This is a genomic window from Streptomyces sp. NPDC104106 (genome assembly GCF_055584345.1).
Genome location: NZ_JBVJMF010000010.1, coordinates 154983 through 170882 on the forward strand (window position 1 = coordinate 154983; position 15900 = coordinate 170882).

Annotated in this window: 12 protein-coding genes; all 12 read left to right on the plus strand. The window is 68.8% G+C overall.

All coding sequences use genetic code 11. The annotated features are described in order from the left end of the window. Positions 1-16: 16 nt before the first annotated feature. A complete protein-coding gene (locus ACZ60X_RS24075) occupies positions 17-1588 on the plus strand; it encodes an ATP-binding protein (protein WP_469601968.1) in 1572 nt (523 codons plus the stop codon). A gap of 173 nt (positions 1589-1761) precedes the next feature. Continuing rightward, a complete protein-coding gene (locus tag ACZ60X_RS24080; RefSeq protein ID WP_469601971.1) occupies positions 1762-2106 on the plus strand; it encodes a hypothetical protein in 345 nt (114 codons plus the stop codon). A 27-nt stretch (positions 2107-2133) separates the two neighbouring features. Then, a complete protein-coding gene (locus ACZ60X_RS24085; protein WP_469601974.1) occupies positions 2134-2832 on the plus strand; it encodes a hypothetical protein in 699 nt (232 codons plus the stop codon). Between the two features lie 143 nt (positions 2833-2975). Next, a complete protein-coding gene (locus ACZ60X_RS24090) occupies positions 2976-4103 on the plus strand; it encodes a hypothetical protein (protein WP_469601977.1) in 1128 nt (375 codons plus the stop codon). A 97-nt stretch (positions 4104-4200) separates the two neighbouring features. After that, positions 4201-4905: a hypothetical protein gene (locus ACZ60X_RS24095; protein WP_469601980.1), complete on the plus strand. Its 705-nt coding sequence runs from the start codon at positions 4201-4203 to the stop codon at positions 4903-4905. Positions 4906-5344: 439 nt separating this feature from the next. Next, on the plus strand, positions 5345-7867 hold the full coding sequence (locus ACZ60X_RS24100; protein WP_469601983.1) for a hypothetical protein: 2523 nt from the start codon (positions 5345-5347) through the stop codon (positions 7865-7867). Between the two features lie 601 nt (positions 7868-8468). Beyond that, complete coding sequence (locus ACZ60X_RS24105; RefSeq protein ID WP_469601986.1) at positions 8469-9383, plus strand: nucleotidyltransferase domain-containing protein; 915 nt, start codon at positions 8469-8471, stop codon at positions 9381-9383. Continuing rightward, entirely contained in the window at positions 9380-10015 is a 636-nt protein-coding gene (locus tag ACZ60X_RS24110) for a Cap15 family cyclic dinucleotide receptor domain-containing protein (RefSeq protein WP_469601989.1), read from the plus strand. The genes ACZ60X_RS24105 and ACZ60X_RS24110 overlap by 4 nt, the downstream gene beginning before the upstream one ends. 54 nt (positions 10016-10069) lie before the next feature. Then, positions 10070-11827, plus strand: coding sequence for a hypothetical protein (locus tag ACZ60X_RS24115; RefSeq protein WP_469601992.1), 1758 nt, complete (start codon positions 10070-10072; stop codon positions 11825-11827). Between the two features lie 826 nt (positions 11828-12653). Beyond that, positions 12654-14441 carry a type IV secretory system conjugative DNA transfer family protein gene (locus ACZ60X_RS24120; protein WP_469601995.1) on the plus strand — a complete coding sequence of 596 codons (1788 nt, stop codon included), beginning with the start codon at positions 12654-12656 and terminating at the stop codon, positions 14439-14441. Next, positions 14438-14728 carry a hypothetical protein gene (locus ACZ60X_RS24125; protein WP_469601998.1) on the plus strand — a complete coding sequence of 97 codons (291 nt, stop codon included), beginning with the start codon at positions 14438-14440 and terminating at the stop codon, positions 14726-14728. The genes ACZ60X_RS24120 and ACZ60X_RS24125 overlap by 4 nt, the downstream gene beginning before the upstream one ends. Continuing rightward, on the plus strand, positions 14725-15891 hold the full coding sequence (locus tag ACZ60X_RS24130) for a DnaB-like helicase N-terminal domain-containing protein (RefSeq protein WP_469602000.1): 1167 nt from the start codon (positions 14725-14727) through the stop codon (positions 15889-15891). Before ACZ60X_RS24125 ends, ACZ60X_RS24130 begins: the two co-directional genes overlap by 4 nt. Positions 15892-15900: the final 9 nt, after the last annotated feature.

The following is a 15900-nucleotide window of genomic DNA, read 5'->3' on the forward strand; positions in this document are numbered from 1 at the left end:
GTCTGGAGAATCGTTCATGTCCCGCACCCGCGCCAGCGCCTCCCACCTGTTCGTCCCCTGCAAGGCATCGCGCGCCGAGCAGCGCGCCGCCCGCGCCGGTTTCGCCGAGGCCCGGCGCCAGGCCCGCCTCGCTGGAGCCCCGCCCAAGCGCCGCGACGAGGAGACCCTCGACCCGGAGCTGCGGCCGACCTATCCGCCGTCCGGCCGCCCCGGTTCCTCCTCGGCACGCGGCGGCAAGCTCAGCCTGCCCGCCCACCGGATGACCACCGCCACCGTGTCCGGGGCCTATCCCTTCCTAGCCGAGGGCGGCCTGGGCGCGGAGGGCATCTTCATCGGCCGCGACGTCCACGCGGAGGCCGCGTTCTGCTACGACCCGTTCTCGCTGTACAGCAGCGGCCGGATCGAGGGCTTCACCAACCCCAACGCGGTCCTGGCCGGGATCATCGGCATGGGCAAGTCCGCGCTGGCCAAGTCCATAGCCACCCGGGCGATTGCCCACGGCTACCGGGTCTACGTGCCCTGCGACCCCAAGGGCGAGTGGACGGTCGTCGCGCAGGCTCTCGGCGGCTACAGCATCGCGCTGGGCCCGGGGCTCCCGGGCAGGCTGAACCCCTTGGACGCTCCGGCCCGGCCCGCCTCGGTGAGCGAGGACGACTGGTCGACCGAGGTCCGCAAGCGCCGTCTCCTGCTCCTGGCCGGCCTCGCGCGCACCGTGCTGAAGCGCGATCTGCTGCCGATGGAGCACACGGCCCTCGATCTCGCGCTGGACCTGGTCGTCGCGGAAGCCGAGGCTGGCGGCACCGTGCCTCTGCTCGGCGAGATCGCGCACACCCTCGGCTCGCCCGAGCGCCTCGACCGGGCCCTCGGCGACCAGGCGGGGCGCATGGGAGCCGCCGCGCAGGACCTCGCGCATGCCCTGCGCCGTCTGGTCCACGGCGACTTGAGCGGCATGTTCGACGCTCCCTCGACCGTGGCCTTCGACCCGACCACCCCGATGCTGTCGATCGACCTCTCCCGCCTGGGCGGCTCGGGCGACGACACCGCGCTGGTCCTCGCGATGACCTGCGCGAGCGCCTGGATGGAGTCCGCGCTCGCCGACCCGGACGGCGGTCGGCGCTGGGTGATCTACGACGAGGCATGGCGCGTGATGAGGCACGTCGGCCTGCTGGAGCGCATGCAGAGCCAGTGGAAGCTCAGCCGCGGTCTCGGCATCGCCAACCTGATGGTCATCCACCGTCTCAGCGATCTGCTGAGCGCGGGCGACGCCGGCTCGCGCGGCCGGGTGCTGGCCGAGGGCCTCCTCGCCGACTGCAGCACCCGCATCATCTACCGCCAGGAGCCCGACCAACTCGCCGCCGCCGCGTCGCTGCTCGGCCTGACCGGTGTCGAAACCCAGGCCGTGTCCGCCCTGACCAAGGGCCGGGGCCTGTGGAAAGTCGCAGGTCGGAGCTTCATCACCCAGCACATCCTGCATCCGGCCGAGCGCGAGCTGTTCGACACGGACGCCCGGATGCATGCAGACCCCCGCGAGTTCACTGCAACTGACGGCTTCTCAATTCCTATGCAGCGCAGGGAGGTACGGCAGTGAGTCTACGTGGGGTCGTGGGTTCCCGGTCCGGGCTCGTTCCCGGTCTCTGGTTCGGTGTGGTCGAGAACACGGCCCTACACCAGCGTCACCCAACGACCGGCCCGGCCGCGAGTCCGGACAGCGGCGCACCGGCCACTGACTGGAACGACTGCCTCGCCACAGCCCGAACCGAGGTGTTCATCGACCTGTTCCACGAGGCCGTTACGGAGGACTTCGGCGCGGTGGCCCGCCTGCATCAGATGCTTGAAACCGCCTCCGAGTGGTGTCGCATCCACGGTGCCCGAAGCAGCGCGTCCGAGTTGGACGCCATCGCCTCCCAGCTGACCGACCTCGGCGAGGAGTTGCATCTCGTCGCGGAGAACGTCGACCACGAGATCCGCTCCCGGTCGCACCAAGCGGCAGCAGCGGCCCGCCTCTCGCCAGCGGCATCGACCCGGGGAACTTCCCCCTGCCAGCAGAGCGACGCTCCTGCTCCGGTCCCACCATCCGTCACGCGCTCGCTGCCGCGTTCCCAGTGAGGCACCCGTACAGAAACGAGGACGACCATGCCCACCTCCCCCGACTCCTCCGCCACCCCTGACTGCCAGCCGCAAGATGCCGGCGAGCGGGCGACATGGCGGGCGCGCGTCCAGGCCCTGGCCTCCGCCGCCTATGGCATCACGCAGGCTTCGGACCAGTGGGACGCGGTCTCCGACTCGTACTGCGACGAGCACGGCTGGCCCGTCGATGAAACCGGCTACGTCGACGGCAAGGTGGCCCGGGACGCCGCCGCCTGGGAGCATGTCGAGACCTTCCTGACCCACGGCCCCGAAGTCCTCGCTGGTGTACGGGCCGCCGCGCAACCGGCCGACTACCTTGACGGCCCGATCAGCGCCGACCTGCTGCGCCTGCGGGGGATCGACTCCGTACTGGAGCGAGTAGGCGAGATCCGCCGCGAGTGGGATCAGGTCATCGCGCTCATGGAGGGGTCCATGCCCGGGTCGCGGGAGCTCTACGAGGAACGAGCCCGCGAGATCCGCAACTCCGAAAGCTGGCACTACGCCGACGAACTCAGCTACAGCGGAGCGGCGTTGGCCAGGGCTGCCGATCACCTGACCGACCGGATCGGCGTCGACCAGTCTGCGCACACCGGGTGTGTCCAGGCGGCCCTGGCCCGGTCCGCCTCCGGCCAGCGCGGCACCTCTCCCACTTCGCCGCCCGCCTCGGCGGCGTCCGACCCCCCTGCCGTGCGCCGCTCGCGCTGACGCCTCTAGCACCGAGCTCCGGCGAGGCCAAACCGTCCGATCGCCGGATCCTCAACGAACGCCACTACCCCTACAGTCCCCGCCCGGCTGCGGCCTCCCGCCATCGTCGACCGCTGGGGACGGCCGGCCACGGAGAAGCCCAGATGCGCCCCGATCAGACCCTGGTCACCCTCCAACGCGAGGGCACACGCATCACGGCGCGCACCAGCGAACCCTTCATCCAGGAAGCCGCCGCTGGCACGTCGGAGCGTGAGCACCAGTACAGCCACTTGACCACGCCGCTTCGGCAGCGCGAGTACGGCCTCAGTGACTACATCGTCCACGCCGAACTTCCCGACGGCAGCTCGCTGATCATCTCTCCGCCTCAGGAACCGCCCACCGACCACCCGCCGGGGTATCCGGAGAGCTGGTTGGTGACGCGCGGGCATCCTGACGACTCCACGCTCCACGAAGTGATCTACGACTCGGAGCGCGACGGTCCTTACGCCTGGCATGGCGGCAGCATCCCCCGCCTGCTCGCTGCCATCGACACGCGCCTGGATCAGTTCGGCGTGCCGCCCCGACCGGAACTGTGGCGACCTGCCCAGGAGAGCGCTGCCGACGCGGTTCTCCACCGTGCGGGCTTCGTCCCCGTCGTGCTGTTCCGCGAGCGCTTCCACCGACTGCCCTCCGCCATGACCGACCTGGGCGAGCAGCGGCAGATGGTGACTCGGGCCTTCGACATGCTTCAGGCCGAGGGCTTCGACGTCTCGTGCGATCCCGACCTGCTCGACCCAAGCCTGCAGCCTCCTGGCGATCACGGACTCAGCCTCGGCGACCGGATCGGCCACCTGACCCAATCCATCCGGTCGGCGGCACATACAAGCGAGGCCGTCGCCGCACTGAGCGAGCTGACCGCTCCCGGTGACGGTGTTCTCCAGCGCGTCGTGGAGTCCCTCAACACAACGGCCGACTGGTGGGAGGGCCTGGGCGAACCCGCCGATCCCCACTACACGAACCGGCTGCGTTACATCGCCAAGAAGCTCGACTCCTACGCGCTGGAGATTCGGTCCATGCATGGCGACCTGGCCGACCGGCACACCGGCCACCCCGACAAGGTCCAGGCCCGAGTGGACCGGGTCGCCCCGGAGGAACCGGCGGCGCCCCGAGTCGCCGCCGCTCTCGCGGTCTCGCCGACCGCGCGGCGCACGACCCCAGCCGAACTGCCGTCAGCTTCAGCGATACATCCCTCCCTGCCTTCCGCCCGACCCTCGTCCGCACCCGGTCGCTGACCGCTGCCCAGCTTGGAGCCCGCCGTGTCCCGCACCAGCAGAGCCATCCCCGCCCTCGACCGCCCCTCTTCCCCTGCGCGCACCGGATGGATCCGCCATGCCCACCCCCGAGCACGACCTGCTTCCCGACGTCGCGGTCGGCCGCCACCCCGACTTCGGCATCGTCGCCTCCAACCCGAAGCATCTGGCCGCAAGTGCCTGGATGTTGAAGGGATTCGACTTCCACCCCGTCCCCGACCACCCCGACCTGTACGCGCTGGCCAACCAGCAGCGTGATGGGCAAGGCCGCGCCACCCGGGCCGTCGCGCTGCTGCGCAAGGCCGGCTACCGGGTTGACGTGGACGCCGCGTTCGACCCCTCGCTGGCCTCCGGACCAGCGCCCGCCCGCGACCGGCGCCCGCGCGTTGAGCCGGACGTCGCGTTCGCCGAGCATCCGCAGCTCGGCGTGGTCGCCGCCACCGCCGACGGTTCCTCCGCTCTCGGCGGCCCGCTCATCCTGGAAGAGCACGGCTGGCGGCATAACCCGAGCCTGGACATCTACACGCTGCCCATCACCACCGACCGCAGCGAGGCACTCGGCAAGGTCGCCACCGCCACGCTGGCAATGCAACGGTCCGACCTCAAGGTGGCCGTGCAGCCCCTCCTCGCCCAAGACGTAGCCGCGCGCCGCTCACCCGCGCTTACGACGGCAGCGCGCCACCAGCGCAGCCAGGGCTTCACCACTCACAAGTTCCCACCAACGCCGCCGCGCTCCGGCTCTGCTGGTGGACCATCTGCGGTGGCTGCGCATGGCCGGTCTTAAAGTCGGTGGAACAGGCCAGATCCTGGAGATGATCGGGGAACGCGATCATCTTACCTCACCGTGCAGACCCGGACGGAGCGGAGGAGGGTGCAGTCACCCGATCGGGCGATCGTCGCCGCCGTGCTTCACACAGCCGCTGCCGGGCATGGCAGATTCCCTCCCGCACGTCGGTGGTTCATCACCGGCGTCCGCCTCATGCCGCCGACGGCGGAGCAGGAACTGGTTGCGAAATGTCCAAGCGCCACACGGGGCGCTGTTCGGGCTGATCCTTCCTCGGACGTTGACAGTTGGACTGTACGGGGCGGAACAGCCAGGCATCCTGCAGTGGTGTCGGTCTGCATTCCGCTGGCGCGAGGCTTGATCCTCGGGCGCGTGTGACGCTCCCGAGGTACGGGGGCGTGTGATTCGCCCGGCAGCGCCGGGCGGAAGGAAGACACCCGTGGTCACCAAACGACCTGATGGCATTTTCCCGTACATCAGCAACGACGCCTACGCCCAGCGTCTGGCCGACGCCGTCGAGAACACCTGTGAGGACCAAGGAGTCGTGCCTCCCCCTCGCGTGGCCGTCATCGAGGGTCTCGCCACTGCCCTGGGCGACACCGAGATCAAGGCTCTCGTAGCCACCCAGCGCGGGAGGAAGGTACTCAAGCCCACCGCTTACCGGCTCGTACAGGCCGGCACCGACAAGGTGCTCTTGCTGATGTGCGACGTACACGGTGCTGCTGTCGTCCCCTGGGACCTCAACGACCGTACTGTCAGCACCTGGACCCCGCCCAGCCCGGAGGCGACCGAGCGTGTTGAGGCGCTCGTCGCCACGGAAGCAGCGCTACTGGAGGCGGACAAGGCGCTGAAGACTGCCGAGAAGGAGCGTGAGGCCCGCCGTCGCGCGCCGGGCGACGAGACGTTCACCGCCCAGGCACTCGCCGCGGCCGAGGAGAAAGTCACGCAGGCCGCGCGGCGTGTGAAGGAGATCGGGCGTAAGCGCGCCGCCCTGCTCTCGGCGCTCGGCGGGCGACGGCCGCGCCCCGTGGTGCGCGCGGTGGAAGAGGACGGTGAAGCAAAGTCGGCGCTCACGCTCACCGAGCAGCCGTACGACGTGGCCGTTCACCTCCAGCGATACGCCGCCGACAGCCTGGAGCGCGCCGGCAAGAGGCGCGGTTACGACCTGACAGAGTCCCTCGTCGACGCCGGCCAGCTGACGAAGGGAATGAACGTCCTTCAACAGTGGCAGATCTGCAATCCCGACGGCAGTGTGAACCGGCTGTGGCGTATGGCTGCCGTGACCGGCAACAACCGCGCCCGCTCCCGGCTTGAGGTTTTCGGCGTCCGCGCCGAGTACCTGGTGACCGGAATGCCGCAGTCGCTCGTCCCGGTTCGCAAGGAGAAGAGCGATCCCACGCTGCTCCTGCTCAGCCAGCGAGAGGTCCTAAACCGCATCTCGTGGCGGTTCAACGAGGAGAGCGCCAAGCCGGAGACGGTTCCGGAAGATCCGTCGGTCCGGGCCGGCAAGATCGCCACGGTCGCGTCGGAGATCGTCATCGGATGCAGCAGGCCGGCGGCGCTGGAACACGTTCTGCGGGCCCTGAACGTCAACGACCATCTGCGCGGTATCCAGCCCTACGAGGACGACGCACGGCTGATCGCCCTGTTCGCCACCCTCGTCGACTCATATGCCCGGGAGAACCGCCTCCAGGCGGTGCTCACCAGCGCCTTTCCCAGCGCTCGAGGGGCGGACCTGCTCGATCTGAACGGCGTACGCGACGCCCTTACCGCCAACGGACCGCTCGACCCGCTGGAGCCGCTGCTCCCTACAGGCGAGGACGTCTCTCCCGTCACTCTGCGAGACATCGCCGTCCGGGCCATCACCGCGCTCGTGTTCCCGGAACTCCCACCCGCTCCCCCGCAGACGGGCAAACGCACAGTGCGCGACACCGGGCCGTACTGGCCGATCGTGAAGGGGACGCTGCAGGAGCCGGCATGGAGCCAGATCCGGGCCAAGACTGCCGAGGACCGCACCCGGCTGTGGTCGGCTGCCGTCGCCCAGTTGTACCTGCACCGCGGCAACATCCTCTCCGCGCTGGGGATGTTCGGTGTCCCGGAGGCCAGGGACGGCTCCGGGCAGGACCCGAGGCCCCTCAAGGAACTGCTCCTGGGCGCGGAAGGCGGCGATGCCACCGCGTGGGCCGCTCTAGTCCGGCGGATGGCGCCGACACTGATCCACGCACCCGAACCCTTCATCACACCGGGCCAGGGCAGCGAAGCGGGCGACGGCCGCAAGGGCGTGCGCCGGACCCCGAAGAGCGCCCTCGCCGCCCTGACGCTGGCGTACAGCGAGAAGACCCCGAACCTCAGCAGGGAACTTCTTCTCGCCTTCGCAAAAGCCGTGCTGGAGCACCCGGACGCAACCCAGCCGCCCGAGAGGCCCGATGGCCGGCGCCCCATCTGCTACGGCGAGCGGGACTGGGGCGAAGACGAACAGACCGCGATCGTGGCCGGTATGGTGCTCGCCCCGGACACAGAAGGCCGTCCGACTTCGTACGTCGCCGACAAAGCATGGTTCGACGAGATCTTCCCGGTCGAGCTCAGCCGTGCTCTGCTCACCAGCACCACCGGTGACGCCACGGGCGACTCGTCAGCCAGCGGCGACAGCTCGGGCGCCGACCGGGACACCTTCCACGGAGAGGTGCCGCCCGACCCCAGGGACACGTTGGCCTCCCTGCGCCGAGAGCTTCCCGCCCGCGTGGAGCTCGCCGAAGGCAGCTACCAGCGAGCAGTCGACTCAGCACACGCCCTGCTGGCGGACTTTGAGGAAGCACGTCGCCTGCGTACCCAGCTGAACGCGGACACACTGCCCGCGGACCAGCGGATCGAATGGATGGAGAAACTCGCGAAAGTACGCGACGCCGCTCAGGACAGTGTCACGACGCTCAGCCAGGTGGAAGCCCTGATCTTGCAGATCTGACAGACCCGGCTGCATCAGGCCGGCCAGCCCATATGCGGCGGATCCCCCACGTGTTTCACAGGGGATCCGCCATCTTGACTGCCTGAGCCGCTTGACGCCGGTGCCGGACGCCGACACCTCCCGAGGGACCAACCTGCCCGCTGACCTGGGCATCGACCAGCGTGAATCTGCGAAGCGGCGCCCACTCATCGACAGCTGGCTCCAGCAGAATCAGCCTGGCCGCGGGCCTGCTCGGCATAGAGAAGGGCCCTGGAGCAGTTCCACGACACCTCCTCCGAAAAGCACCCGCGGCGTCCCCGCCCGGCAGATGCCCTGTGAGGAACGGTGACGCCGCACCCCATCCGACTGCCTCGGAGACCGGGAAGCAGCACGCCCGGGTTCGACCAGCCGTCACGATCAGCGTGGAGAAGTAGCCTGCGAACAGACGCTTCGATCATTGATGCAGCCGTGCTGGAAGAACCGGACCCGACGCACCCTACGCAGCCCCCGAAGATCCCGGAGGGCCAAGCACAAAGCTAAATGTCAGTGGGGGCGCGTAATCTCGGCGAGACGCACAGACAGTCACCGCAGGTGCGGTCACCCAAGTATAGGGAAACGAACAATGCGCCTTTCTGATGCTGACCGCACAACAATGCTACAGAAGTGGATATTGCCGCCCAGTCCGGCCGAAACGGAACGCCTTGAGCGTGCCGAGCGGATGGTGCGTACCGCCATCTCCAGGCACCCGGCATTCGCCGGTCTGGACGTCTCTGTTGGAGCCAAGGGCTCCTACGCCAACAACACCAACGTCCGCTACGACAGCGATGTCGACATCAAGGTGCAGCTCAACGACCCCTATGTTCACGCCTATGGCCCGGCATGGAACTTCTGGGCCTGGCGACTGCGGAACGACTACTGCGGACCCTGGACGCCCGGCCATCTCCGGGACGAGCTCGCCCTGGCACTCAAAGCCGCGTTCGGCGACATCGACGCGAGCCGCAACGTGGCCTTCTACGTCCCCGAGGTCGCCGGCAGCCGCCCGAGCATCGACGTGGTGCCTTGCTTCGCCTTCCGGCAGTACCGAAACGCGGACTGTACCCAGTGGGACGAGGGAAGCATCGTCTACACCCGCGACGGCGGGAAGATTGTCAACTGGCCCGCGCAGCAACTGGACAACGGCCGAGACAAGAACCGTCGAACCAACCGCCGCTACAAGTTCGCCGTCCGCGCTTTGAAAGCCGTCGAGAACGACCTCACCCGACTCGGGCACCTCGACGCGCTGCCGTCGTACTTCATGGAGTGCCTCATCTACAACGTTCCCGACCAGGTCCTGGTGAGCGACTCTCTGGACGCCGCTTTCCGCAGTTCCCTCGCCCATCTACGCAAGGACGTGCACGCGTTCTGGGGCAATTGGCGCGCCATGTGGGAGCCCAACGAGATGAAGAAGGTCTTCCAGGACGGCCAAAAGTGGAAGATTCAAGACGCTCGCGACCTGCTCGAAGCCGCACGGCACTACCTCAACTACGGAATCGCATGATGTCCACGGCACAGTCAATACGCTGGGGCGCCACCGCCGCGTCCACCGTCTATGGAGTCCTCCTCTATTTGCTGGGCCTGCACCCCGACAAGGAACTGAAATACGCCCTGGCCTACGTCCCCTCGCTCCTGGGCTACCTGGTGGTCATCTTCGACAAGTGGGCGTGGCGCTGGCCTGGCATTCACCGCCTCACCGGCCACCCCAAGCTGGGAGGCACCTGGCGCACCACACTCAGCCCCAGCTCTGCAAGCCACATCCCAGCTGGGGGAAACAGCGGTCCGATCCGCGCCTACCTGACCATCGAGCAGTCCTATTGGACCCTGCACGCCACGCTGCGCACCGCGGAGAGCAGCTCCCGCTCCACCAACGCCGCGATCGAGAAGACTGACGGCTCTGGCATCGCGGAGCTGAGGTTCCTGTACGAGAACACCCCACAAGCCGCCTATCAGCAGCGCAGCCCCCGCCACACCGGCGCCTGCCGGCTCAGTGTCAGCGGCTCCGCCCCGCAGGCGATGACTGGCCGCTACTACACCGACCGCTTCACCGCCGGAGACATGGACCTCGTCCTTGTCAGTGAAGCCACCGACCACGCGACGTACGAGCAGGCCAGGACCGCCGACACAGCGCCCTGACCAACAGGGGACAAGCGACCTACGCGCACAAGCAGCTTCCAGAACGGCAACCAGGTGGGAAACAGCGACTTCATATCCCAGTTCATGTGGGCTTACCAGCGTTCCTTTGCGATCCTCGTCGAACTGGAGGCCAAGCGGCTTCTGGAACGGACCGGGTTCGCAGGCCACCCCAGGGTCATACTCATCGGCTTCGAGACATCCGGGCAGCACGCCTACCCCGTGTGCATCGAGCCAGAAGACGGCCCATACGCACCGTCCGATCTCGACGGCGTGCTCGACCGCGCCGCAGACCTATACGGTCAGCACCCTGACCGCGACATGTATTACAGCGCGCCGCACTTCAGACAAGAGAAACAAGACAAGCTACGCAACCGTTTGCGCGCCCAAGCCATTGAGGATCGGCTCGGCGCCCATGCCGCATCCGCCGGCAGGGCCTTCTTCGCCTCACCGTCCGCACGCAGGGACGACTACGAGGTACACGTCGTTCTCAGTATCGACACCAATGCCCTCAAGCAGGTGCCGCGGCTGGAGGAGATGAACGAATGGCACGGTCCAGCCTCACCGTCCATTGTGGATGCAATCATCCTCGAACTGCTTGACCAAGCACACCGCGAGCTCTACCTGCCCGGAGCCGGCCACATACCCGGCGGAATCGGCTACGGCCTCCCAGAGATCTGGCAGCGGGCCCTGCAGCGTATGCTCCGCACAGCGATCGACCTGGCAGGTCACGCGGGCGGCGCGGAAACGGCCGAACAGCTTGGGAACATCGCCTCGCTGCTATACGAAGGCAGGCCCCCCAGTGCCGGGCGGCTGGTCATCTCCCCACAGGGTTCCCCCGCCGTCGATGTCGTCCTGCGCCTGCATACCCCCGTTCACCTGGCGAAGGCTCGGCACATGCGCAAGCTGCTGGAATCCAGTGGCTCAGACCTCGCACTGCTGATGGACGACCACCAGGTCTACGGCTTTGGCACAGTGACGGACAGCGATGAACACGCCCGCCGGAGCATCTTCGAGATCGACATCGACAAGGGCGGGCGCTGGCGTCTGTCCCGAGCCGGGACCACCCTGTTCTCGGCGCAGGACGGCGTGCCGCGGCTGCCCGTGCCCACCCTCGACACCGCCTACTTGCACGACGTCATCACCCGGCTCCTGCCCGACGCAAACACCGGCACCCTCGACGGCCTCGCCATGGCGGCCAGCAAGCATACCCATGGTGCGATGCTGATCATCTCCAGCGACGCCGCGGGCGAAGCGGCAAGGCTTGCCCCGCAGGCCGCGCGCACCGAGCCGATCCGCCTCACACCACAACTCCTCTCCCAGTTGACCAACATGGACGGCGGAGTCCTCGTCGATACCCAGGGTTGCTGCCATGCGATCGGTGTGATCCTTGACGGCACCGCGAACGGCAATGGAGACGCCTCACGTGGGAGCCGGTTCAACAACGCCATCCGGTATCTCGACAGCGATGCACCAGCAGCAGTCGTCGTCTGCTACAGCTCAGACGGTGACATCACCATCCTGCCCTCGCTCATGCCCCGCCGAGATCGCAAGGAGATCACCCAACTGGTTGAGCGGTACTTGGCGGTGAGCACGGCATTGCCCCTTCGCCTCGAGGACGCCGCCGAACTGAACGATGAGATCAAGGCCAACGCCTTCTACCTGTCCGCTGACCAGTGCGAGCAGGTGAAGCAAGCACGTGCCAAGATCAATGAGTGGCGAACCGAGAATGGCCGCGTCACCGTGATCGAGCCGGATCTGCTCCCCGATCCCTTGATGAATGAGAGCTACTGGTTGCACGAGCACGAAAGCTGAAGCACCGTACCAGTCAGAGGGCCACCCGGGGAGTAGCACCAGGACAAGGACAGCACGGTCCGTAGCTCTGCCAGCCACGGTCTCTTGCCCCGGGCCTTCACATCGCCGAAGAGCGCGGCCGCCTCCTTCGGCTCATTGACACCATGGTGTGTCACAGCCTCGCGCAACCGTGCGCGCTGGATTCAACGTACGCGAGCAGTACGAGCACAGCGGCGCTGTCCGCGACGTCTGATGACAGCCAACTGGTTCGAGCTGACGTGTAAGGTCCTCGACGCCACGGGCATCGAGCCGGACGGATCCGGCCGCCTGCCGGTGAGCGGCCCTGCGCAATACGACGGACGGACTCGACATCGTCGCCACCGTCATCGGCCAGAACGGCCGCTAGGCCCGGCTACACAACGACGCCCACTTCGCCCGCCCCGCCCGCGCGAACTTCTCCTACGACCACGGCGTCGACGCGCCGGGGTGACCGCAGCCGCCTACCACCCATCTTCGGCCCGGCCAAATCGCGGATTCTGCCGATCCTCTCTCTGACAGTTCGATCACCCGGGCGCCCGTTAGCCACTCCCCTTCGAGGTAGACGCCGTGATTACCCACCTGCAGCGCGCCAGCCACGCCGCCATCCAGCGGATCACGCCCTCCGCTGGCGCGACATCCGAACCACCTGCCAGCGCACCACCGCCCCGGCCGACGCGCACCCGATGACCTCGGCCTGACCCCCACCCACGCCCCCTTCCCCGAACAGGAGCTGCCCCGATGACCAGCAGAAGAGCGCCGCGCGCCCCGCCTCGCTTCGTCTCGTCCGCTCTGCCTCCCTGGATCCGCCATGCCCGCCCCGCGTACCAGCGCGCCCTCGACCACCACCGGCTCCGACGCGCTTCTCTACCTCCTGTTCGGCGTCCTCGGCGCCGCCATCACCTTCGGCTCCCTCGCCTGGCTGACCGGCAACCTCACCAACGCTCTCGTCGGCACCGGCCCCTGGGCGCCGTTCAAGGCCACCGACGCGCTGCTGCACCCCGACGTCTTGTGGCCGCACCTGAGCTCCACCGCCCTGATGGTCAGCGCGCGACTCGTCCCGGCACTGCTCTCCGCCTGCCTCACCGTCACCGGCCTGGTCCTGTGGCTGCGGCTGCGCGGCGGCGCGAAGAACGGCCTCGCCCGCAAGCAGGATCTCGCCCCGCTGATGGACAAGGAGATCACCGCAAAGGCGAAGAGCCTGCGGCCGAGCCTGTCCGGTCTCAAACAGAAAGAGGTCACTCCCGCCGACCGCGGGATCCTCCTCGGCACGCACTCCCCGGGCCGGGCCGAGGTCCGCGCCTCCTGGGAGGACGTGATCGTCGCAATCATGGCCCCGCGCTCAGGCAAGACGTCCGGGCTGGCGATCCCCGCGATCCTCGCCGCTCCCGGCCCGGTGCTGCTGACCTCGAACAAGGCGGCGAACGACGCCTTCACCGCGACAGTGGACGCCCGCGCCAAGGTCGGCACGGTCTGGACGCTCGACCCGCAGCAGATCGCCCACCACCCGCGCGAGATGTGGTGGGACATCCTGGCCGACGCCCGCGACCTGGCCGGGGCGAAACGTTTGGCCGGGCACTTCGTCGCCGCCAGCGTCGACGAATCCAGCGGCTCCGACTTCTGGTCCACCGCCGCGAGCAACACGCTGGGCGCGCTGTTCCTGGCCGCCGCCAGCCATCGGCGCCCGATCACCGATGTCCTGGCCTGGCTCGCCTCCCCTGCTGACCGCACTCCGGTGGACCTGCTCACCGATGCCGGCCACGAGGCGGTCGCCGCCCAGCTCCAGGGCACGGTCAGCGGGGCCACGGAAACGCGGGACGGCATCTATGAGACCGCGCGGCAGTACGCGAGCTGCCTGCTCGACCCGGACGTCGCCGCCTGGGTCACCCCCAGCAAGCGCCTTCCCGAGTTCAAGCCCTCCGCGTTCGCCACCTCCCGCGACACGTTGTACCTGCTCAGCAAGGACGGCGGCGGCTCGGCATCGGCGATCATCGCCGCGGCGGCCGACGCGGTGATGGGCGCGGCCGTGGTCGTCGCCGAGCGCTCCGGCGGGCGGCTCGACCCGCCTGCCCTGTGCGTCCTCGACGAGGCCGCCAACGTGTGCAAGATCTCCGATCTCCCGGACCTGTACAGCCACTTGGGCTCACGGGGCGTGATCCCGATGACGATCCTGCAGTCCTACCGGCAGGGCCAGCGGTGCTGGGGTGAGGCGGGCATGGATGCACTCTGGTCCGCCGCCACGATCAAGATCATCGGGAGTGGCATCGACGACGCCGACTTCGCCGACCGTCTCAGCAGGCAGGTCGGTGACCACGACGTGCAGACCACGTCCGTGTCGACCAGCGACGGCGGCAAGTCCACCTCGGTGAGCATGCGCACCGAGCGGATCCTGCCCCCCGACACAATCCGCGCGCTCCCGAAGGGGAATGCGCTGCTGCTCGCCACTGGTATCCGGGTGGCGATGCTCGACCTGCGGCCCTGGTACAAGGAGCCCGCCGCCAAGGTGGTCGGTCCGGCCTCGGCCCGGGCGACGAAGGCCATCACGGAGCGGGCCATCGCCAAGTCACTGGGCCGCGACGATTTCGGGCTGTCGGCATGAGCACCGCGACACTCAAGTTGCTCTCGCTCGGCGCCGGGCTCGTGTCCTCGCGCACTCCATCCTCCCCTCTGGCGCGGTCCGAACGCCTCGCCCGGTCACCGGTCGTCCGGCGCGGCGGCCAGTGGTGGCTGGTCACCGGTTCAGGCTCGATCCTCGCCACCGATCCGACGTTCACCGGCGAGTTGGACCGCTTCGCCGCCGCGATGGCCGCCGCCGACCAGGCCATCGCCGATCTCCGATCGCAGCAGGACGATCCGCCGGCTCCCCGCCCCGGGCGGCGGCGATGAACCCGCTGCTGAGTGCCGAGCAGGCGGTGCTCGGCTCGGTGCTGCTCGACCCCGGCCAGCTATCGCACCTCGACTGGCTCGCGCCGGATCATTTCTACCGGCCGGTCCACCAGGCGCTGTTCGCCGCCTTGCGCAAGCTCAGGATCGAGGGCCACCCCGCCGTGGCGACCAAGGAACCGGTGCCGCTGTCCTGGGTGACCGACTCGGTCGACGAGGCCAGCCACCACGTCCGAGGGCTGACCGCGGCATACGCCCACACCCTGATCTCGGCCTGTCCGCGCCCCGAGCACGCCCCGGTGTACGGCCGGATGGTGCTGGAGGGAGCGATCCACCGCACCGTGACCGAGCACGCGATCCGCCTCCACCAGGCAGCCCGCGCTGACGCCCTCCAGGGCGAGGTGGAGGGAGCGCTGCGCTATGCGGACGTCCTGGCCGGGGTGCTCGGTGACCTCGCGCGTCGCTGGGGGGCCGAACCGCGCCCGGTCGCCCCGGCCCCGCCGCCCTCCACGGCTCCCGTCGCGCCGCCGCCGGTACGGGCAGACCAGGTCGCCGAGGACGAGCAGTTCCTGCTGGCGGTCCTGGTCGAGCGGCCGAAGGCGATGGACGAGGTCGTCGGCTGGCTGCGACCGAGCGACTTCGACGACCCCGCCCATGTCCAGCTCTACCGCTGCCTGGGCGCACTGCACCACCGCGGCGAGCCCATCGACCGGATCACCGTGCTGTGGGAAGCCCAGCGGCGCGGTCGGCTCGCCGACGGCACGCTGACCACCGAACAGCTCACCGCCATCTGCGACGGCGTCGGCCCCGGCAGCGCTGAGTGGCTCGGCGAACAGGTCATGCGCTCCTCCGTTACCCGCACGGCCGCTGCCTCCGCCCGCGCCATCCGCGCGCTGGCCGAGAACGAGTCCTTGGCCCCGGGTCGGCTCATCAGCCATGCGCTGCACGCGCTTGGCCCGCTCGATGACGTGCTTACTCGCTGGCAAGCCGCGAATGGCCATCCCTCGCCGACGCCGCTCGCGCCGCCGACCGAGGAAGCGCCGACGGCGCGAGTCCGTGCCGCCCTCGCCCGCAGCACTCCGCGACCGGCCGCACGGCCGCCGGAACGCCCAGGCGCTGCCGCCAAGCCGTCAGCAGCACGATCCCCCTCGCGCACCCACGGCTGACTCGCCCTC